This is a genomic window from Citrobacter freundii complex sp. 2025EL-00176 (assembly GCF_053309355.1).
On record NZ_JBRYHT010000008.1, the window covers coordinates 129,304 to 149,960 of the forward strand.

The following is a 20,657-nucleotide window of genomic DNA, read 5'->3' on the forward strand; positions in this document are numbered from 1 at the left end:
AAATTACGTTCGTTTTCGCACATTAAGCGTATCGGCAAACGCCATTGCCAGACCCACGGCCAGCCCGGCGATATGTGCGCCGTTCGCCATCGACATGCCGAAAAGATCAAACCAGCCGGCAACAATCCAGATCAAGGCAAAGATAATCAAACCACGCTGCAGGAAAATACCGCTTTGCGGATCGCGCTCGCCGCGCAACCACACGTAGCCCATCAGCGCATATACCACGCCAGACAACCCGCCAAACCACGGGCCGCTAAATTTCTGCTGCACATAACCGCTCAGCAAGGCGCTGATCACAGTAATGACAATCAGCTTTCCGCTGCCCAGGCGCTTTTCAACCGCACCGCCGAGATACCACCACCACAGCAGGTTGAACAAAATGTGCATGAGCGAGAAATGCATAAACGCGTGGGTGAAATAACGCCAAAACTCAAATTTCAGCGAAGGATCAAACGGCCAGGCCAGCCAGAGCATTACCGCCTGGTCGCCCAGCACATTCATCGCGATAAACACCAACACACACGCAGCCATTACCGCCCAGGTCACCGGGCCGGCACGTTCGCGCAATGTGGCCAGAAACGGATAACGTTGATAGCGCAGACCGCTGTCGGTATGACCTGACTGCCAGCTGGCCGCGAGGTAACGCGGATCGCCCGGGTTATCCAGAAATCGCGCCAGTTCAGCACGCACGCGTTCGGCCTGGGACTCATCCGCCAGCCAGACATCCGTTTGCTGATGTTGTTGAATCGTCAGGATAACGCCCTGTGTCGCCATATAATCAACAAATGCCTGCGCCACGCGGGGGTTAGCAAAAGAGGTAATCATCAACATTATTGCTGTCGCTTATTCCACACAAAAGAGGACAGTATATATATCCTGTCCGTTTCAGGCTGCATCTTTGTTAGCTTACGAACCGTATGTCACTTCTGCAGGAAAATGTCGATGCCAGGCGTCGAAGCCGCCGTCAACGCTGTAAACCGCGTCATAGCCCTGCTGAAGAAGATACTGCGCCGCGCCTTTGCTGCTGTTGCCGTGGTAACACATCACCATCACGGCAGTATCAAAATCATGGTCACGCATAAACGCCCCCAACGTATCGTTCGTCAGATGAAAGGCCTGCGGCGCGTGGCCCATCGCATAGCTTTGCGGATCGCGGATGTCCACCAGCACCGCCATTCCATGCAGTAGTTTCTGATGGGCTTCTTCGACATTAATACACTCAAACTGATCCATGGCGTTCTCTTGTTAAGTTCTACTTATGTTCTGGCAGGTAACCAATATTACCTCTCAGTGTACGTTGCCTGAGCAGGTAAACGCCATAATGTTATATGTATCACTGTAAATTGTTTATTCGATGTTACCAATGGCGCGATTCTTTGCTATTATGCTCGATAACGAACATTAATGAGCTATAACGAAAGTGCGAGAGGCCAGCATGGAAACCAAAGATCTGATTGTGATAGGTGGAGGCATTAACGGTGCCGGTATCGCGGCAGATGCCGCTGGACGCGGTTTATCCGTGCTGATGCTGGAAGCGCAGGATTTAGCCTGCGCCACCTCCTCCGCTAGCTCCAAACTCATCCACGGTGGCCTGCGCTACCTGGAACACTACGAATTCCGCCTGGTGAGCGAGGCGCTGGCAGAACGTGAAGTGCTGTTGAAAATGGCACCGCATATCGCCTTCCCGATGCGCTTCCGTCTGCCCCATCGCCCGCACCTGCGTCCGGCATGGATGATCCGTATTGGTTTGTTTATGTACGATCATCTGGGCAAACGCACCAGTTTGCCGAGCTCTACCGGTTTGCGTTTTGGCGCGGATTCCGTAATGAAACCTGAGATTGTGCGCGGTTTCGAATATTCTGACTGCTGGGTAGACGATGCGCGTCTGGTTTTGGCAAACGCCCAAATGGTCGTACGCAAAGGCGGTGAAGTATTAACCCGCACCCGCGCCACCTCCGCTCGTCGTGAAAACGGTCTGTGGATCGTTGAAGCCGAAGATATCGATACCGGTAAAAAGCACACCTGGCAGGCGCGTGGTCTGGTCAACGCCACCGGACCGTGGGTGAAAGAGTTCTTCGACGACGGCATGCATCTGCCTTCGCCGTACGGTATTCGCCTGATTAAAGGTAGCCACATCGTGGTGCCGCGCGTACATACCCAGAAACAAGCTTATATTCTGCAAAACGAAGATAAACGTATTGTGTTTGTTATCCCATGGATGGACGAATTCTCGATCATCGGGACGACTGACGTCGAATACAAAGGCGACCCGAAAGCGGTGAAAATTGATGAGAGCGAAATCAATTACCTGCTGAAGGTCTACAACGCGCACTTTAAGAAACAGCTTGGCCGGGACGATATCGTCTGGACCTACTCGGGCGTGCGTCCGCTATGTGATGACGAGTCCGACTCGCCGCAGGCTATTACCCGTGATTACACACTGGATATCCACGACGAAAACGGCAAAGCGCCGCTGTTGTCGGTGTTTGGCGGTAAGCTGACGACCTACCGTAAGCTGGCCGAGCACGCGATGGAAAAACTGTCGTCATACTATCAGGGCATTGGCCCGGCATGGACCAAAGAGTGCATCCTGCCTGGCGGTGATATTGGCGGCGATCGCGAAGATTACGCAGCAAAACTGCGCCGTCGCTATCCGTTCCTGACCGAATCGCTGGCACGCCATTATTCACGTACCTACGGCAGCAATACTGAATGGATTATCGGCGAAGCCACATCAATTGCCGAGTTAGGCGAAGACTTCGGCCATGAGTTCTATGAGGCCGAGCTGAAGTATCTGGTTGAGCACGAGTGGGTGCGTCGCGCGGAAGATGCGCTGTGGCGTCGTACGAAAGAAGGCATGTGGCTGAATGCAGAACAGCAGTCCCGCATGACCCAGTGGCTGACGGAGTATGTCGAGAAGCACCAGTTGTCGCTGGCCTCCTGATAAAAATGCCGGATGACGGCTAACGCCTTATCCGGCCTTCAAAAGTGCATAAACGTAGGCCGGGCAAGCGAAGCGCCCCCGGCCTCGTGTGTTACAACCGCACCGAATCAATATGCCAGATGTTTTCGGCATACTCTTTGATCGTTCTGTCCGATGAGAAGTACCCCATGTTGGCGATATTAATCATCGACTTCGTGGTCCACTCCTCCGGATGGCGATACAGTTCATCAACCTTATCCTGGCAATCAACATAGCTGCGATAATCCGCCAGCACCTGATAATGATCGCCAAAGTTGATCAGTGAATCGACCAGATCACGATAGCGTCCAGGCTCCTCAGGGCTGAAAACGCCGCTGCCGATCTGCGTCAGCACCTGATGCAGTTCTTCGTCTTTCTCGTAATACTCACGCGGCTTGTAGCCCTGGCTACGTAAAGCCTCGACCTCTTCCGCCGTATTACCAAAGATAAAGATATTCTCCGCTCCCACATGCTCCAGCATCTCAACGTTGGCGCCATCCAGCGTCCCGATAGTCAGCGCGCCGTTGAGCGCAAATTTCATATTACTGGTTCCGGAGGCTTCGGTCCCGGCCAGCGAAATCTGCTCAGACAGGTCGGCGGCAGGAATAATCACCTGCGCCAGACTGACGCTGTAGTTGGGGATAAACACCACCTTCAATTTATCGCCAATCTGCGGATCGTTGTTGATCACTTTCGCGACATCGTTGATCAAATGAATGATGTGCTTCGCCATGTAATAGGCTGAAGCCGCTTTCCCCGCGAAGATATTTACGCGCGGCACCCACTCGGCGTCCGGATCGGCCTTAATACGGTTGTAGCGGGTGATCACATGCAGCACATTCATTAGCTGACGTTTGTACTCGTGAATACGCTTAATCTGCACATCAAACAGCGATTTCGGGTTCACTACCACGTTCAGCTGCTGGGCAATGAGCGTTGCCAGTCGCTTTTTGTTCTCGAGCTTCGCACGACGCACAGCCTGATTCACTAACGGGAAATCACAGTGCTGCTCAAGCTCGCTGAGCTGGCTGAGATCGGTACGCCAGGTGCGGCCAATGTTCTCATCCAGTACGTCAGAAAGCGATGGGTTTGCCAGCGCCAGCCAGCGACGCGGCGTCACGCCGTTGGTCACGTTACAAAAGCGCGTCGGAAAAATCTTCGCAAAGTCAGCAAACAGCGACTGCACCATCAGGTTGGAGTGCAGTTCAGACACACCATTAACCTTGTGGCTCACCACGACCGCCAGCCATGCCATACGCACACGACGACCGTTAGATTCATCGATAATCGACGTCCGTCCCAGCAGACCGGTATCGTTCGGATACTGCTCCTGCAGCGTCTTGAGGAAGTAATCGTTAATCTCAAAAATGATTTGTAGATGGCGCGGCAGAATTTTGCCCAGCATATCCACCGGCCAGGTCTCCAGCGCTTCGCTCATCAAGGTGTGGTTGGTATACGAGAAGACCTGACAGCACACCTCAAACGCATCGTCCCAACTGAATTTGTGTTCATCGATCAGCAGGCGCATCAGCTCAGGGATCGACAGCACCGGGTGGGTGTCGTTAAGGTGAATGGCGATTTTATCGGCCAGATTGTCGTAGGTTTTATGCAGTTGATAATGGCGGTTCAGGATGTCCTGCACCGTTGAGGAGACGAGGAAATACTCCTGACGCAACCGCAGCTCGCGTCCCGAATAGGTAGAGTCATCTGGATACAGTACGCGGGAGACGTTCTCGGAGTGGTTTTTATCCTCCACCGCCGCAAAGTAGTCGCCCTGGTTAAATTTACCGAGGTTGATTTCGCTACTGGCCTGGGCATTCCACAGGCGCAGCGTGTTGGTGGCGTCAGTGTCATAACCGGGGATAATCTGGTCGTAGGCCACCGCGAGGATCTCTTCGGTCTCAATCCAACGCGTTTTCTTGCCTTCCATCTGCACACGGCCGCCAAAACGCACTTTGTAGCGCGTGTTGTGGCGTTTGAATTCCCACGGGTTACCGTATTCCAGCCAATAGTCCGGGGACTCTTTTTGTCGACCATCGACAATGTTCTGTTTAAACATGCCATAGTCATAACGAATACCGTAGCCACGTCCCGGCAGACCCAGCGTTGCCAGTGAGTCGAGGAAGCAGGCCGCCAGGCGTCCGAGGCCACCGTTACCGAGACCGGGGTCATTCTCTTCGTCGATCAGATCTTCCAGATCTAATCCCATACCTTCCAGCGCATTTTTGACATCGTCGTAAATCCCCAACGATAACAGCGCATTGGAAAGCGTGCGCCCAATCAGAAACTCCATTGACAGATAATAAACCTGGCGGGTTTCCTGGGATAATTGCGCACGGTTAGAACGCAGCCAGCGCTCCACGAGACGATCGCGCACCGCGAATAATGTGGCGTTCAGCCACTCATGTTTATTGGCAATGACCGGGTCCTTACCAATCGTGAACATCAGCTTGTAGGCAATAGAATGCTTAAGTGCCTCGACGCTGAGTGTGGGCGATGCATAAGTAAATGGAGCGTTCATATAGGTGATTCCTGGATATCTATTTCAAGCGGTAGTAAAGCTCGCGGTAAGACTTCGCCGCGACTTGCCAGCTAAAATCCATGGTCATGGCCTGGCGTTGTACAAACCGCCAAAGCGAAGGCCGGGACCACAATACGAAAGCACGCCGGATCGCGCGTAGCAGCGACCAGGCATTACTGTCTTCAAAGACAAACCCACTGGCGATACCGTCCGCCAGGTTTTCCAGCGAACTGTCAGAGACCGTATCCGCCAGCCCACCGGTACGCCGCACCAGCGGCAGCGTGCCATACTTCAGTCCATACAACTGCGTTAAGCCGCACGGTTCAAAGCGACTAGGCACCAGAATGACGTCTGCCCCGCCCATGATGCGGTGCGAGAAGGCTTCGTGGTAACCAATTTGTACCCCTACCTGCCCTGGATGTTCCGCCGCAGCGGCAAGGAAGCCTTCCTGTAATACTGGGTCGCCCGCGCCAAGCAGCGCCAGTTGCCCCCCCTGCTCTAACAGACCCGGCAGAGCCTCCAACACCAGATCCAGCCCTTTCTGACTTGTCAGACGGCTCACGACAGCAAACAGCGGCACTTTATCGTTAACCTTAAGTCCCATCGCAATTTGTAACTGGCGTTTGTTCTCCGCCTTCTCCTCCAGCGTGTCGCGCGTATAGCGCGAGGCCAGTAGCAGATCGGTTTCCGGGCTCCAGATTTTTTCATCAACGCCGTTCAGCACGCCGGAAAGTCGCCCCTCCCGATGACGCTGCTGCAACAGACCTTCCATGCCGTAGGCAAACTGCGGCTCGGTAATCTCCCGCGCGTAGGTCGGACTCACCGCCGTGATGTGGTCGGCGTAGTACAACCCGGCCTTCAGGAACGAAATCTGCCCGTTAAACTCCAGCCCGTGCACATTAAAGAACGACCATGGCAATTGGATGTCATCCATATGCTTTGCATAAAACATGCCTTGATACGCCAGGTTGTGGACGGTGAACACCGATTTCGCCGGATGGCCGCGCGCCGCCAGATACGCCGGAGCCAGACCGGCATGCCAGTCGTGTGCATGCACCACATCCGGGCGCCAGAATGGGTCAAGGCCGCAGGCCATTTCACATCCGGCCCAGCCGAGCAAGGCAAAACGCAGGACGTTATCGGTATAAGCGAACAGGTTGGTGTCGTGATACGGACTACCCGGACGGTCATAGAGATGCGGCGCGTCCACGAGGTAAATTCCGACACCGTTGTAATGCCCGAACAGCAGCGTAATTCTGCCTGCAAAGGTATCGCGACGCGTCACCACCTGAGCATCAGGAATGCCGCGACGGATATCCGGAAACGCCGGGAGCAGCACGCGGGCATCTACACCGTCGGCAATTTGCGCGGCCGGTAACGCCCCAAGAACATCCGCCAGCCCCCCGGTTTTTAACAGGGGGAACATCTCTGAACATACGTGTAAAACCTGCATTATCGCTCCTGTTTGATCTGCAGTTTGCGCAGCATTTCACGCGTGACCAGCACAATGCCTTCTTCGGAGCGGTAGAAGCGACGTGCATCCTCTTCCGCATTTTCACCAATCACCATGCCTTCAGGGATAACGCAGGCGCGGTCAATGATACAACGACGTAAACGGCATGAACGTCCTACCCATACTTCAGGCAACAACACTGCCGAATCAATGTTACAGAATGAATTCACCCGCACTCGCGGGAACAGAACGGACTGCACCACCACCGAACCAGAAATAATACAGCCGCCGGAAACCAGCGAGTTCAGCGTCATTCCATGGCTACCGGAACGGTCCTGCACAAATTTCGCCGGCGGCAGAGATTCCATATGCGTACGGATTGGCCAGTCCTGGTCGTACATATCCAGTTCAGGCGTCACTGAGGCCAGATCGAGGTTGGCCTTCCAGTAAGCTTCCAGCGTTCCCACATCGCGCCAGTACGGCTCGGATTCCGGGTCAGACTGTACGCAGGACAATGGGAAAGGATGTGCATACGCCATGCCAGCTTCAGTGATTTTTGGGATGATGTCTTTACCAAAATCGTGACTGGAGTTTTCATCAAGATCATCTTCCGCCAGCAATTCATACAGGTAGTCGGCGTTAAAAACGTAGATCCCCATACTGGCAAGAGATTTGGTCGGATCGCCCGGCATGGCTGGCGGGTTAGCGGGTTTTTCAACAAACTCGATAATTTTGTCGCTGTCGTCCACGTCCATCACGCCAAACGCGCTGGCCTCTTCGATAGGCACCGGCATACAGGCCACGGTGCAACGCGCGCCCTTCTCGACGTGGTCGATCAGCATTCGCGAGTAGTCCTGCTTATAAATATGATCGCCTGCGAGGATCACCACATATTCCGCTTTATAGCGGCGAATGATGTCCAGGTTTTGGGTTACCGCATCCGCCGTGCCGCGATACCAGTTTTCACCCTGCATTCTCTGCTGGGCAGGCAGCAGGTCGACAAACTCGTTCATCTCTTCGCTAAAGAACGACCAGCCGCGCTGAATATGCTGTACCAGCGTGTGCGACTGGTATTGCGTGATCACGCCGATACGGCGGATGCCGGAGTTAATACAGTTGGATAAAGCAAAATCGATAATGCGGAATTTACCGCCAAAGTGCACGGCCGGCTTGGCACGTTTGTTGGTCAAATCTTTCAGGCGGGTACCGCGGCCACCGGCCAGGATCAGGGCAACAGATTTTAATGGCAGCTGGCGCGCCAACATAACACGATCGTTCTTCTCTAAACTCACCATGACTAACTCCTTTTTTATCCTCTATGGAACACACACAGTCCGTGCGCAGGTCCCTGCCAGACAGCCGTAAGCACCGGATTGTCCTCTCCGGCAAATGGGGGAATGGCTCGCCACTCCCCTTCAGGTAAAACGATATCTGTCACCTCAAGCGTGGCGTTAATTGCAATCAGGAAACGGTCGGAAAGCAGGATTTGCATCTGCCTCGGGCCGTTTTGCCACTCATCCGCACTTAAGGGTTGTGCGTACTTATTCAGCCAATGAACATTGCCATCGCCCTCTTCCCACCAGCAATCGCCTGTTAATGCGGGAATTTGCTGACGAAGATGAATCAACGCGGCGGTAAATGTGGTTAGCCCGCTGTTTGCCTGCTGCCAGTCCAGCCAGGTCAGGGCGTTATCCTGACAGTAAGCGTTATTGTTGCCATGCTGGCTATGACCATGCTCGTCACCGGCCAGCAGCATCGGCGTTCCCTGTGAGAGCAACAGCGTGGTCAACAGCGCATGAATGCTGTCGCGCCGCCGCTCAATCAGGTCCAGCGTGCCGCCTAACCCTTCTTTACCATGATTATCACTGTAGTTATTGCTAGTGCCGTCGCGATTTTCCTCACCATTCGCTTCATTGTGCTTATTTGTGAAGCACACACAGTCCCGTAGGGTAAAACCATCGTGCGCGGTCACCAGATTGACCGTAGCGCTGGGTTTGCGGCCATTGCGTTTAAACACGTCGCTGGAGGCGGCAAAACGCCCGGCGAATTCTCCCAAAGAGAGATTACGCTGGAGCCAGAAACGTCGCGTCGCATCGCGAAAATGGTCATTCCACTCGGCAAACGGCGGAGGAAAGTTCCCCACCTGATACCCGCCTTCACCGATATCCCACGGTTCCGCAATCAGTTTGACGCGTGAGAGCAGCGGACAATTTTGGATTGCAGTGAACAACGGCGCATCCTGACGAAACGTAGGCGTACGCCCCATAACGGACGCTAAATCAAAACGAAAACCATCCACGTGGCAAGTTTCAACCCAGTAACGCAGGCATTCACACGCGTACTCCACAACGCCGGGATGGCTCAGATTGAGGGTGTTCCCACAACCGGTCCAGTTGTAGTAATCGCCATCATCCCTGATCCAATAATAGCTACGGTTATCAATTCCGCGCAGCGAGAAGACGGGGCCTTCGAGATCCAGCTCGGCGCTGTGGTTCAAAACGATGTCGAGAATGACCTCAATCCCCGCTTTGTGTAGCGCTTTTACCGCATCACGGAACTCATCCAACGCGCTCTCCGGCGAGCAGGCGTAAGCCGGATGCAGCGCGAACATAGCGACCGGGTTGTAGCCCCAGTAGTTCGTCAAGCCCAGCCGCTGCAGACGCGGTTCGCTGGCGAAATGCGCCACCGGTAGCAACTCAAGCGCAGTAATGCCAAGGCGCTTGAAATAGTCGATCATCACCGGATGCCCCAGCGCTTTGTAGGTCCCGCGAAGTTCTTCCGGCAGGTCAGGATGCAAATACGTCAGTCCTTTGACATGCGCTTCGTAAATCACGGTATTGCCCCACGGCGTGCGCGGCGCGGCATCATCTTCCCAGTCATAATGGTCAGACACCACCACGCCCTTCAGCGCGATGGCGGCATTATCATGATGATCCGGTTCATTTAGCCCGCCGTGCAGCAGCGGGTTATCTTTTAACTCGCCATCCACCCGACGCGCATAAGGATCGAGCAGCAGTTTCGCCGGATTAAACCGGTGGCCCTGCTCTGGTTGCCACGGACCATGTACGCGGTAGCCATAGCGCAGGCCCGGACGGGCGTTGGCCAGATAACCGTGCCAGACATCGCCGCTACGCCCCGGCAGGTCATAGCGCAGCTCACAGCCTTGCTCATCGAATACGCATAATTCAACGCGTTCGGCATGGACCGAGAAAAGCGTGAAATTGACGCCATGGCCGTCATACGTTGCACCATGCGGGGTGGCGTTGCCGGTTGCCAGATGCGCCATTACCCCTCCCGAACCAGCCAGATGGTCGCCAACGGCGGCAACGTCAGGCTCAGTGAGTGCTGGCGGCCATGACTGGCGATTTCATCGCTATGCACCGCGCCGCCGTTGCCGGTATTGCTACCGTGATAATGCATCGAATCGGTATTGAGGATTTCACGCCATTTGCCCGGCTGATTGATACCGAAGCGATAGCCATGGCGAGGTACTGGCGTAAAATTGCTGATAACGATAATTTCATTTCCGGCCTTGTCACGACGAACAAAAATCAGCACCGAACGTTCTTTATCGTCAACCACCAGCCATTCAAAACCATAGCCGTCAAAGTCGAGCTCGTGCAGTGCCTTGTGATGGCGATAGGTATGGTTCAGGTCACGCACCAGACGTTGCACCCCGTGGTGCCAGTTATCGCCGCCTTCCAGTAAGTGCCAGTCCAGACTGACGTCGTGATTCCATTCACGTCCCTGAGCGAACTCGTTGCCCATAAACAGCAGTTTCTTACCCGGGAAGGCCCACATCCAGCCGTAGTAGGCGCGCAGGTTGGCAAACTTCTGCCATGCGTCTCCCGGCATGCGGTCGAGAATGGATTTTTTACCGTGCACCACTTCATCGTGCGACAGCGGCAGAACAAAGTTTTCGGTGTAGTTGTACAGCATGCCGAAGGTCAGCTTGTCGTGGTGATGCTGGCGATAAACCGGATCCAGTTTCATGTAGTCCAGCGTGTCGTGCATCCAGCCGAGGTTCCACTTATACCAGAATCCTAAACCGCCCATGTCCTGCGGTCTTGATACGCCGGCAAAGTCGGTTGACTCTTCCGCCATGCTCACGGCACCGGGCACCTGTTCGCCAAGAATACGGTTGGTATTGCGTAAAAATTCAATCGCTTCGAGGTTTTCACGACCACCAAATTCATTCGGGACCCATTCCCCTTCTTTCCGGCTGTAGTCGCGATAAATCATCGACGCCACGGCATCCACGCGCAGCGCGTCAATACCAAAACGTTCAATCCAGTACAGGGCGTTACCCACCAGATAGTTGCTGACCTCACGGCGGCCGTAGTTGTAGATCAGCGTATTCCAGTCCTGGTGATACCCTTCACGTGGGTCACTGTGCTCATACAACCTGGTGCCATCAAACTCTGCCAGACCAAAATCATCTGACGGGAAATGGCCCGGCACCCAGTCCAGAATGACGTTCAGCCCCGCCTGATGCGCGGCATTCACAAAATAGCGGAAATCATCACGCGTCCCGAAACGACGGGTCGGCGCATACATGCCGGTAGGCTGGTAGCCCCAACTGCCGTCGAACGGATGCTCGTTAATCGGCAACAGCTCGAGATGAGTAAAGCCCATCCACTTGGCGTAAGGAATCAGTTGATCCGCCAGTTCGCGGTAGCTCAGCCAGAAGTTGTTATCAGTATGACGACGCCATGAACCCAGGTGCACCTCGTAGATAGAGATCGGCGCATCAAACTGGTTGGCTTTTTTGCGCTCCTCGCTTTGCACCACTTTTTCGGGCAGGCCGCAGATAAGCGACGCGGTTTCCGGGCGCATCTGCGCTTCGAAGGCGTAAGGGTCAGCTTTAATGCGCAGCTTACCGTTAGCATCGATCATCTCGTACTTATACAGCTGACCCTGCTGTGCGCCGGGGATAAACAGCTCCCAGATACCGCTCTCTTTGCGCAGACGCATCGGATGGCGACGGCCATCCCAGTAGTTGAACTGCCCGACCACCGAAACACGTTGGGCGTTGGGCGCCCAGACTGAGAAACGCGTACCGGTTACGCCATCCATGGTATCCGCATGCGCGCCCAGCGTTTCGTAAGGACGCAGGTGCGTACCTTCAGATAACAGCCAGGCATCCATATCCTGGATTAGCGGACCAAAACGATAAGGATCATCGATCAGATTCTGTTGCCCATGCCAGACAACGGCTAACTGATAACGAAAGAAATTTTTACGGCGGGGAAGTACAGCACAGAAAAAACCGCGAGAGTCGAGGCAGTCCAGCTTGCCGACTTTGCGTCCGGTTTTGGGTTCGATCACCCACACTTCTGTGGCGTCTGGAAGTAAGGCGCGGACTTCAAGTCCCGCGTCAGTTTGATGCATACCGAGTACGGAAAAAGGATCCGCAAAATGGCCTGCAATTAGCGCATTAATCACGTCTCTATCGATACGAACGGACATGGTTGTCATCCTGTTTTATGGTGTCACGCCTTCCAACTGATTTTCGACATCAGGTAGTGACACTTTTTTTGACCTGAACGGCGCAGCACAATTGTGCATCCTCTCTGCGTCGTCCCACCTTCAGGCAACAACTTAATACCTCCGGTACTAAGTCACCCTTAAAGAATAGCCAATGCTTTATCTTACTCCTGGTAAAAAATGAAACATCTGCGCTTACTCCTGTATTACGCAAAAAAAGGGGTGATTCCTCACCCCTTGATCGTTAACAAATTATTACGCCAACTGGCGCAGCATACGGCGCAATGGCTCCGCAGCCCCCCACAGCAACTGATCGCCTACGGTAAAGGCTGACAGGAACTCTGGTCCCATATTCAGTTTACGCAGACGGCCTACTGGCGTGGTCAGCGTGCCGGTAACGGCCGCCGGGGTTAACTCACGCATGGTGATCTCCCGATCGTTTGGCACCACTTTGGCCCACGGGTTGTGCGCCGCCAGCAGTTCTTCCACGGTCGGAATAGACACATCTTTTTTCAGTTTAATGGTGAACGCCTGGCTGTGGCAGCGCAGCGCGCCGACGCGCACACACAGGCCATCGACCGGGATCACAGAAGAGGTGTTGAGAATTTTGTTGGTTTCCGCCTGTCCCTTCCACTCTTCACGGCTCTGGCCGTTATCGAGCTGTTTGTCGATCCACGGAATCAGGCTCCCGGCCAGCGGTACGCCAAAGTTATCAACCGGCAGTTCACCGCTGCGGGACAGGGTCGTCACTTTACGTTCGATATCGAGAATAGCAGAAGAAGGGGTCGCCAGTTCATCGGCCACATGGCCATACAGATGGCCCATCTGCGACAGCAGTTCACGCATGTGGCGCGCACCGCCGCCGGAAGCCGCCTGATAGGTCGCCACGGAAACCCAGTCGACCAGGTCATTGGCAAACAGGCCGCCGAGGGACATCAGCATCAGGCTAACGGTACAGTTACCGCCGACAAAAGTTTTAATACCTTTATTCAGACCGTCAGTAATGACATCCTGGTTAACCGGATCGAGAATGATGATGGCATCGTCTTTCATACGCAGCGAAGAGGCCGCGTCAATCCAGTAACCCTGCCAACCGCTTTCACGAAGCTTTGGATAGATTTCGTTGGTATAATCGCCGCCCTGACAGGTCACGATGATATCGAGCGCCTTCAGCGCGTCCAGATCAAAAGCGTCCTGAAGCGTGCCGGTCGCGGTTCCACCGAACGTCGGTGCCGCCTGCCCGAGCTGGGAAGTAGAAAAGAAAACAGGGCGAATGGCGTCGAAGTCACGCTCCTCAACCATGCGTTGCATGAGAACAGAGCCGACCATACCGCGCCAGCCGATAAAACCAACATTTTTCATAGCGTTTTTTCCTGCAGAGATGTGTGCTGTGTATGTATGCCAGTGTCCTGGTGGCATATCCTTCACCATACAAAATGCAGCCAAAGTCGCAAGTGAAATTAATCAATGATAGCGAAGCCATCAGTAATGCGACTTATCCCGCTGCGCAAGCAAGCAGAAAGTCCGCGGTAATTATCAGGGAATTTGAGTTATGAATGAAATCATTTCAGCGGCAGTTTTATTGATCCTGATTATGGATCCGCTCGGAAATCTGCCCATTTTCATGTCCGTATTGAAACATACCGAACCAAAACGCCGTCGCGCGATTATGATTCGCGAGCTGTTCATTGCGTTGTTGGTGATGCTGATATTCCTGTTTGCGGGCGAGAAAATTCTGGCATTTCTTAACCTGCGGGCAGAAACCGTCTCGATTTCCGGGGGCATCATTTTGTTCCTGATCGCCATTAAGATGATTTTCCCCAGCGCGACCGGGAACAGCACCGGGCTTCCGGCAGGCGAAGAACCGTTTATCGTACCGCTGGCAATCCCGCTGGTGGCGGGACCGACAATCCTGGCGTCGTTGATGCTGTTATCACATCAGTATCCGAACCAAATGGGGCATCTGGTGATTGCGCTGCTGATCGCCTGGGGTGGGACATTTGTGATTCTGCTGCAGTCGTCGCTGTTTTTACGCCTGCTGGGCGAGAAAGGAGTGAACGCGCTGGAACGTCTGATGGGATTGATTCTGGTGATGATGGCAACCCAGATGTTCCTCGATGGCGTACGGATGTGGATGAAGGGGTGACGCACTCATATTACGCCGGGTGGCGGCTTCGCCTGACCCGGCCTACGATGTGGATGTGTGCTCGTTTGTAGGCCCGGTAAGCGCAAGCGCCACCGGGCAACAAGACTCAGCTCAACAGCTGGAAAGCAATCATACCGACAATCGCGCCGACCGTACCGAGGATGGTTTCCATCATCGTCCAGGTTTTCAGCGTTTGCGCTTCGGTCGCGCCGGTGAATTTACCGAACAGCCAGAAACCGGCGTCGTTAACGTGGCTGACGACGATTGAGCCGCCTGCGATACAAATAGACAGCGCCGCCATCTGCGCGCCGGAGTAGTTCAGTTGCTCAATCACCGGCATCACCAGACCGACCGCCGTTAAGCAGGCCACGGTCGCGGACCCCTGAATGATACGTACCGCCGCAGCCAGCACAAAGCAGGTAATGGCAATGGGTAGCCCCATACCGGTTAACGCTTCACCCAATGCCGGGCCAACGCCGGAATCAACCAGCACCTGCTTGAACACGCCGCCCGCACCAATCACCAGCAGAATAATCCCCGCCGGTTGCAGCGCGTGACCGCAGATCTCCATCACCCGATCTTTTGCCATGCCCTGGCGGATTGCCAGACCGTAAATCGCCACCAGACAGGCAACCAGAATCGCGGTAAACGGATGACCGATAAACTCGAACCATTCGTAGGTTGAAGACCCAACCGGCACAAAGCGTGCGGCGATGGTTTTCAGGCCAACCAGCACTAACGGCAGCAGGATCAGCGATAAGCTGAAGCCAAAGGAGGGCATTTTGCCTTCGCCCAGATGCGGTTCGGTAATGTCTTCCGGTACATGCAGTTCAACGTAACGGCTGATGAAATTGCCCCACAACGGCCCGGCGATAATCATGCCCGGAATCGCGGCGCACAGGCCAATCAGGATCATCCAGCCAAAGTCAGCGTGCATTTGAGAAGCCAGCAGCATCGGCGCAGGTCCCGGCAGCAGGAATGCCGCGGCAGCCGCCACGCCCGCAAACAGCGGAATGACCAGCTTCACCAGGTTCGTTCCGGTGTGACGCGCCATTGAGAACGCCACACTTATCAGCAACACAATCGCCACTTCAAAGAACAGCGGTAATGCGCAAATCAGGCCGGCCAAGCCAATCGCATAATGCGCGCGGCTGTGACCGAAAGATTTCAGCATCTTGACGGCAATCTGATCGACCGCGCCGGTCTCATGCAGAATCTTGCCAAACATCGCCCCCAGCGCCACCACGATCGCCAGGAAGCCGAGCGTGCCTCCCATCCCTTTTTCCATGGTCGCCGCGATTTTATCAAGCGGCATACCGGAAAAGAGACCTGCACCAATGGACACCACCATCAAAGCAACAAAGGCGTGCATACGCGCCTTCATCACCAAAAACAGCAGTAACAAAACAGACCCTACTGCTGTTAAAACAAGCGTTAATGTAGTCACTACTTACTGCCCTGGTTAATCACTTCAATGGTGCTAGCTACCACACCGTCCAGCGGCTGATCGATATCAACCACCAGAACATCATTTTCATTCGCCCCCGGTTCTTCCAGCGCTTCGAACTGGGTTACCAGCATTTGCGTTTTGAAGAAGTGGCCTTTACGTGCCTTCAGGCGGCTTTCGATTACGTCGAAATCGCCTTTCAGGTAGATGAATGAAAGGTTCGGGTTACCGTCGCGCAGCTGATCGCGATAGACTTTTTTCAGCGCGGAACAAACGATCAGCGACACCTTGTTGGTACGCTGCATCGCAAAGGCGGCGTCATTCAGCGCCTGTAACCACGGTTTACGGTCGTCATCGTTGAGTGGCTCACCGGAAGCCATTTTCATGATGTTGCTGCGCGGATGGAGAAAATCGCCATCAAGAAACGCGGCCTGCAGTTGATGCGCCACTTCGCTGGCGACAGCAGATTTACCGCTGCCCGATACGCCCATCAGAACGTAAACGTGGTGATCATGATTAGTCGTGCTCAAAGCGTTGCCCCCACTGGTACAAGAATCAGGAAATTGTTACGGGTAACTGTTATCGGTAACATTGTCCAGCCGGATAAATAGAGAAGCAATATCCATTCGTGCTCGAAGTGTATAAGTGTGAGCTACTTCAAAGTTGTTGGCTTAAATAGATCCACCCGGTGACAAGGTGAAACCTAAATCTAACATTTTAGGTGTGACTGCTTCACCTCGGATGCGCGCCAGCAGGCGTTCTGCGCCAATGCTGCCCATCCTTTCACGCGGCGTGAGCACACTCGCCAGACGCGGCTCCATTACCTGACCGATATCATGGCCGTGGAAACCGGCAATCGCCATATCGTCAGGGATTTTCAGCCCTAAACGCTGACATTCAAATGCCGCCCCTACCGCCAGGTCATCGTTGGTACAGAACACACCGTCCAGTTGCGGATATTCACGCCGCGCCTGGCGGATAAGTTCAATACCGGATGAGTAAGATGAAGACTGCTCCACCATCACGCTGTACGGCACCAGATTGGCATCGCGCATAGCCTGTTCGTAGCCCCTCTGTTTGATGATAGTACGTTCATCAAGACGCGCGCCAAGATAAGCAACATGACGGTGTCCACGGGCGATGATAGCGGCGGTCATCTGACGCGCGGCTTCGAAGTTATCAAAACCGACGGCGATATCCAGGCACGGGGACTGACTGTCCATCAGCTCAACGACCGGAATACCCGCGACCTCGATCATTTTCAGCGTACGGGGTGTATGGCTACGTTCAGTGAGGATCAGACCATCGATATTCCACGACAGCATCGACTCGAGGCGCTCTTGCTCCATTTCGGGCTTATAGCCGTAGTGCGCCAGCATGGTTTGATAACCATGCGCGTCGGTGACGGCCTCAATGCCGCGTAACACTTCAGCAAAAACCTGGTTGGTGAGAGAAGGTAACAGCACGCCGATAGCGCGACTGGTGGCGTTAGAAAGGATATCAGGAGCGCGATTGGGAATATAACCCAGCTCATCAAGTGCAGCGGCAATTTTGCCCCGCAGCGCCACGGAGACCTGCTCCGGGTTACGCAAAAAGCGGCTGACCGTCATTTTGGTCACGCCCACGCGGTCGGCTACATCCTGAAGTACGGGTCTTTTCTTTTTCATCGTCCTGAAGCGTTAAAAAGGGATAGATTTCCCCAGTTTACCACGGACGTGCGGAATTAATGACAAACGATGAAAAGCCGGATGGCAACGCTTTCGCGTCTTATCCGGCCTACATCAGGTTACAGCACGTTAGACTGGTGGCAGGTCAAACAACAACACTTCGCTGTCGCTATCGGCATGAATCGAAATTGCCTGCTCATCCCAGATTGCCAGGCCATCGCTGGTGGTGGCTTTGGTTCCGTTAATGGTGACATTGCCTTTTACCACCTGGATCCAGACGCGGCGCTCGGCGGCAATCTGATGTACCGACTGCTCATCTTTGAGCAGCGCCCAGCGGTACAGCTCCATATCCTGGTACACTTTCAGCGAACCATCGCGGGCATCCGGCGACAGCACCAGTTGTTTGCCCTGAACCGCATCGAAACGGCGCTGTTCATAGCGTGGCGTAATACCGTTTTCCTGCGGCATGATCCAGATTTGATACAGGTGCAGTTTCTCAGTATTGCTCGGGTTGTACTCCGAGTGACGGATCCCCGTCCCGGCGCTCATAATCTGGAATTCACCGGCCGGAACCTGCTCCTTATTGCCCATACTGTCCTGATGCTCCACCGCGCCTTCCAGCACATAAGTCAGGATTTCCATGTCTTTATGGGGGTGAGTACCAAAGCCCTGACCTGCGTCGATCACGTCATCATTAATCACGCGCAGTGCCGAGAACCCCATAAAGTTCGGGTCATAGTAGTTGGCAAAAGAAAAGGTATGCCAGGAATCGAGCCAACCATGATTAGCATGGCCACGGTCGTTAGCTTTGCGTAAATAGATCATTATGTTCACCCCCAGATGTTTTCGATGGAGTAAGTGTGGACTCAATCCGCCTGGGATCATAGAGGGTGAAAATTGACTCCTCTGTTCAAAAAATATGAACAAGCCCAGAGGAGTCTGTAAGGGCTATTTAGCGAGAGTTATCGTGGCAGGAGATGCCTGTTCGAAGGCCCGCTCGAGGATTTCCAGGTTGGTAAGAACTTCAGATTCCTTGACGTAATTAGGTGTACCGACGGTCAGCGTCTGGTACAGCGCATCATAGACGCGACCGTAGTCCCCCACTTCCGGTTTCACCTCTTCTTTCACCGTAACGCCATCATCATTGACATACTCCAGCACGCCAACAGAATCGTCAGCGGCGAAACCGGGTTCACCGGGCATAATATTGGCCTTCAGGCTGGTTTCCTGCTGGTCGATACCATACTTCACAAACGAACCTTTGGTGCCGTGAACGATAAACTTCGGATAGTCGATTTTCACCAGATGGCTGGTTTTCACAATGGCTTTCAGGTCACCGTAGAACAATTGCGCTTCAAAGGTATCATCCGGGTTCGCTTTGTTGCGCAGACTGCGAATGTCATAGGCTACATGGTCGGGACGCCCAAACAGCGAGATAATTTGATCCATGGTGTGTACGCCCAGACCATAGAATGCGCCGTCCTGCGGCAGGCCTGGTTTGGTTTCCGCCACCGGTCGGTAGTAGTCAAAATGGCTTTCAACTTCCACTATTTCGCCCAGTTTGCCACTCTCGATCGCTTTTTTAGCAGTGAGAAAACAGGAGTCAAAACGACGATTCTGATACGGCGTGACGGTCAGCCCCTTATTTCGCGCCAGTTCGAACAACACTTTTGCTTCCGCCAGCGTCGGCGTGAACGGTTTCTCAACCAGCACGCTTTTACCCGCTTCCAGCGCGCGTTTGGCGTATTCAAAATGGCTATCTGCATGCGTACAGACGATCACCAATTTTACCTGCGGATCGCCCAACACCTCATCCAGATCGCTGGTGAAGTGAATGTGGGAATAGATCGGCGCCTGCTCTTCCGGTTTAGCGTGACGACGGAAAATATGTGCGACATGCCAGGTATCTTTACGATTCAGAACGTAAGGGAGATGGTAGCGGGTGGTGCTTTTACCGAATCCAATAAATGCGCAGTGTAAGGTCATGAGACGATCCTTTTGAAGGTGATTGTCTACACCATAGCGCAAAGCGGCTGGAGACTGAATCCATCCTGTCATCGTGTCGGATGCGGCGTTGCTTTATCCGGCCTACAAAACCCAGGTCTCTGCCGTAGGCCGGATAAGCGCAAGCGCCATCCGGCATCATCCCGGGGACAAAATGACAAGTAAGCCAGGCTGAAACAAAACGCAAAAAAAAAGCCAGCAAAAGCTGGCTAAAGTAATACTGGAAGCAATGTGAGCAATGTCGTGCTTTCAGGTTCTCCGTAGGGGTTCCCCTGAACGCAGAGCAATAATAATCATTCTCATTCGCACTTGTCCACTTCTTTTTGCAAAAAAATGCAGTTGACGGAATTTTCTTTCTCAGCGAGTGTAAATGCTCAATTAACCCTGCAGGAGATAAGGAATGAGTGAGATAGTGATACGCCACGCTGAACCTAAAGATTACGACGTAATTCGTCAGATCCACGCCCAGCCGGAGGTGTACCACAACACGCTACAGGTTCCTCATCCTTCCATGGAGATGTGGCAAACGCGACTCGCCGATCAGCCGGGGATCAAACAGCTGGTTGCCTGCATCGATGATATCGTCGTGGGGCATCTTTCCATTGCTGTTGCCCAGCGCCCGCGCCGCAGCCACGTCGCTGATTTCGGTATTTGTGTTGACGCGCGTTGGCAAAACCGCGGTGTCGCCAGCGCGCTGATCCGCACGATGATCGACATGTGCGATAACTGGCTGCGCGTCGACCGTATTGAGTTGACGGTATTTGTTGATAACGAGCCCGCCGTGGCGGTCTATAAGAAGTACGGTTTTGAAATCGAAGGCACCGGTAAGAAATACGGTCTGCGCAACGGTGAGTACGTTGATGCGTACTTTATGGCGCGCGTGAAATAAAGCTTCCCCGCCCCACCTTGTGGGGCGAAACGTCACAAACCTTCAGAACATTCCCGTTATTGCAACCAACTTCCCCTA

At 53.9% G+C, this 20,657-nt stretch carries 16 protein-coding genes; 3 read left to right on the forward strand and 13 right to left on the reverse strand.

Annotated elements, in window-relative coordinates:
* Positions 1 to 3: 3 nt before the first annotated feature.
* Entirely contained in the window at positions 4 to 834 is an 831-nt protein-coding gene (gene glpG / locus ACVXHP_RS16375; RefSeq protein ID WP_061380989.1) for a rhomboid family intramembrane serine protease GlpG, read from the reverse strand.
* Between the two features lie 75 nt (positions 835 to 909).
* Complete coding sequence (gene glpE / locus ACVXHP_RS16380) at positions 910 to 1,236, reverse strand: thiosulfate sulfurtransferase GlpE (RefSeq protein ID WP_079225874.1); 327 nt, start codon at positions 1,234 to 1,236, stop codon at positions 910 to 912.
* 202 nt (positions 1,237 to 1,438) lie between these two features.
* On the opposite strand from glpE, the gene glpD reads away from it, so the two are divergent.
* Positions 1,439 to 2,947 (forward strand): glycerol-3-phosphate dehydrogenase, encoded by a 1,509-nt coding sequence (gene glpD, locus ACVXHP_RS16385; RefSeq protein ID WP_200008727.1) that lies wholly within the window; start codon positions 1,439 to 1,441, stop codon positions 2,945 to 2,947.
* 91 nt (positions 2,948 to 3,038) lie between these two features.
* Here the strand turns inward: glpD and glgP are convergent, their stop codons facing one another.
* The 6 genes from glgP to asd form a co-directional block, all read right to left on the reverse strand.
* Positions 3,039 to 5,486, reverse strand: coding sequence for a glycogen phosphorylase (gene glgP, locus ACVXHP_RS16390; RefSeq protein ID WP_262798519.1), 2,448 nt, complete (start codon positions 5,484 to 5,486; stop codon positions 3,039 to 3,041).
* Positions 5,487 to 5,505: 19 nt separating this feature from the next.
* The gene (gene glgA / locus ACVXHP_RS16395) at positions 5,506 to 6,939 is read right to left on the reverse strand and encodes a glycogen synthase GlgA (RefSeq protein ID WP_006687432.1); all 1,434 of its coding nucleotides are present in this window, start codon (positions 6,937 to 6,939) and stop codon (positions 5,506 to 5,508) included.
* Positions 6,939 to 8,234 carry a glucose-1-phosphate adenylyltransferase gene (gene glgC / locus ACVXHP_RS16400; RefSeq protein ID WP_006687433.1) on the reverse strand — a complete coding sequence of 432 codons (1,296 nt, stop codon included), beginning with the start codon at positions 8,232 to 8,234 and terminating at the stop codon, positions 6,939 to 6,941. The genes glgA and glgC overlap by 1 nt, the downstream gene beginning before the upstream one ends.
* Positions 8,235 to 8,248: 14 nt before the next feature.
* Entirely contained in the window at positions 8,249 to 10,225 is a 1,977-nt protein-coding gene (glgX, locus tag ACVXHP_RS16405; RefSeq protein ID WP_200008729.1) for a glycogen debranching protein GlgX, read from the reverse strand.
* Positions 10,225 to 12,408: a 1,4-alpha-glucan branching enzyme gene (gene glgB, locus ACVXHP_RS16410; protein WP_200008730.1), complete on the reverse strand. Its 2,184-nt coding sequence runs from the start codon at positions 12,406 to 12,408 to the stop codon at positions 10,225 to 10,227. The genes glgX and glgB overlap by 1 nt, the downstream gene beginning before the upstream one ends.
* A 273-nt stretch (positions 12,409 to 12,681) precedes the next feature.
* The gene (gene asd, locus ACVXHP_RS16415; protein ID WP_003023482.1) at positions 12,682 to 13,788 is read right to left on the reverse strand and encodes an aspartate-semialdehyde dehydrogenase; all 1,107 of its coding nucleotides are present in this window, start codon (positions 13,786 to 13,788) and stop codon (positions 12,682 to 12,684) included.
* 190 nt (positions 13,789 to 13,978) lie between these two features.
* On the opposite strand from asd, the gene yhgN reads away from it, so the two are divergent.
* Positions 13,979 to 14,572: an NAAT family transporter YhgN gene (yhgN, locus tag ACVXHP_RS16420; RefSeq protein ID WP_003023480.1), complete on the forward strand. Its 594-nt coding sequence runs from the start codon at positions 13,979 to 13,981 to the stop codon at positions 14,570 to 14,572.
* Positions 14,573 to 14,678: 106 nt separating this feature from the next.
* Here the strand turns inward: yhgN and gntU are convergent, their stop codons facing one another.
* From gntU to ACVXHP_RS16445, 5 genes are all read right to left on the reverse strand, one after another.
* Positions 14,679 to 16,019, reverse strand: coding sequence for a gluconate transporter (gene gntU / locus ACVXHP_RS16425; protein ID WP_200008733.1), 1,341 nt, complete (start codon positions 16,017 to 16,019; stop codon positions 14,679 to 14,681).
* The gene (gene gntK / locus ACVXHP_RS16430) at positions 16,019 to 16,549 is read right to left on the reverse strand and encodes a gluconokinase (RefSeq protein ID WP_003023475.1); all 531 of its coding nucleotides are present in this window, start codon (positions 16,547 to 16,549) and stop codon (positions 16,019 to 16,021) included. The genes gntU and gntK overlap by 1 nt, the downstream gene beginning before the upstream one ends.
* A 141-nt stretch (positions 16,550 to 16,690) precedes the next feature.
* Positions 16,691 to 17,686 (reverse strand): gluconate operon transcriptional repressor GntR, encoded by a 996-nt coding sequence (gene gntR, locus ACVXHP_RS16435; RefSeq protein ID WP_008786351.1) that lies wholly within the window; start codon positions 17,684 to 17,686, stop codon positions 16,691 to 16,693.
* A 129-nt stretch (positions 17,687 to 17,815) separates the two neighbouring features.
* On the reverse strand, positions 17,816 to 18,511 hold the full coding sequence (gene yhhW, locus ACVXHP_RS16440) for a quercetin 2,3-dioxygenase (protein ID WP_005121602.1): 696 nt from the start codon (positions 18,509 to 18,511) through the stop codon (positions 17,816 to 17,818).
* Positions 18,512 to 18,634: 123 nt separating this feature from the next.
* Positions 18,635 to 19,672, reverse strand: coding sequence for an oxidoreductase (locus tag ACVXHP_RS16445; protein ID WP_038634954.1), 1,038 nt, complete (start codon positions 19,670 to 19,672; stop codon positions 18,635 to 18,637).
* Positions 19,673 to 20,090: 418 nt separating this feature from the next.
* Between ACVXHP_RS16445 and yhhY the strand changes: the two genes are divergently transcribed.
* Entirely contained in the window at positions 20,091 to 20,579 is a 489-nt protein-coding gene (gene yhhY, locus ACVXHP_RS16450; RefSeq protein WP_304702720.1) for an N-acetyltransferase, read from the forward strand.
* The last annotated feature ends 78 nt before the right edge of the window (positions 20,580 to 20,657 follow it).

Bases quoted from the DNA above. Each gene is read 5' to 3' on its own strand.
- glgB (WP_200008730.1), bottom strand. From the start codon at position 12,408: ATGTCCGTTCGTATCGATAGAGACGTGATTAATGCGCTAATTGCAGGC.
- glgA (WP_006687432.1), bottom strand. From the start codon at position 6,939: ATGCAGGTTTTACACGTATGTTCAGAGATGTTCCCCCTGTTAAAAACC.
- glgP (WP_262798519.1), bottom strand. From the start codon at position 5,486: ATGAACGCTCCATTTACTTATGCATCGCCCACACTCAGCGTCGAGGCA.
- yhhW (WP_005121602.1), bottom strand. From the start codon at position 18,511: ATGATCTATTTACGCAAAGCTAACGACCGTGGCCATGCTAATCATGGT.
- glpG (WP_061380989.1), bottom strand. From the start codon at position 834: ATGTTGATGATTACCTCTTTTGCTAACCCCCGCGTGGCGCAGGCATTT.
- ACVXHP_RS16445 (WP_038634954.1), bottom strand. From the start codon at position 19,672: ATGACCTTACACTGCGCATTTATTGGATTCGGTAAAAGCACCACCCGC.
- glpD (WP_200008727.1), top strand. From the start codon at position 1,439: ATGGAAACCAAAGATCTGATTGTGATAGGTGGAGGCATTAACGGTGCC.
- gntR (WP_008786351.1), bottom strand. From the start codon at position 17,686: ATGAAAAAGAAAAGACCCGTACTTCAGGATGTAGCCGACCGCGTGGGC.
- glgC (WP_006687433.1), bottom strand. From the start codon at position 8,234: ATGGTGAGTTTAGAGAAGAACGATCGTGTTATGTTGGCGCGCCAGCTG.
- asd (WP_003023482.1), bottom strand. From the start codon at position 13,788: ATGAAAAATGTTGGTTTTATCGGCTGGCGCGGTATGGTCGGCTCTGTT.
- glgX (WP_200008729.1), bottom strand. From the start codon at position 10,225: ATGGCGCATCTGGCAACCGGCAACGCCACCCCGCATGGTGCAACGTAT.
- yhhY (WP_304702720.1), top strand. From the start codon at position 20,091: ATGAGTGAGATAGTGATACGCCACGCTGAACCTAAAGATTACGACGTA.
- glpE (WP_079225874.1), bottom strand. From the start codon at position 1,236: ATGGATCAGTTTGAGTGTATTAATGTCGAAGAAGCCCATCAGAAACTA.
- yhgN (WP_003023480.1), top strand. From the start codon at position 13,979: ATGAATGAAATCATTTCAGCGGCAGTTTTATTGATCCTGATTATGGAT.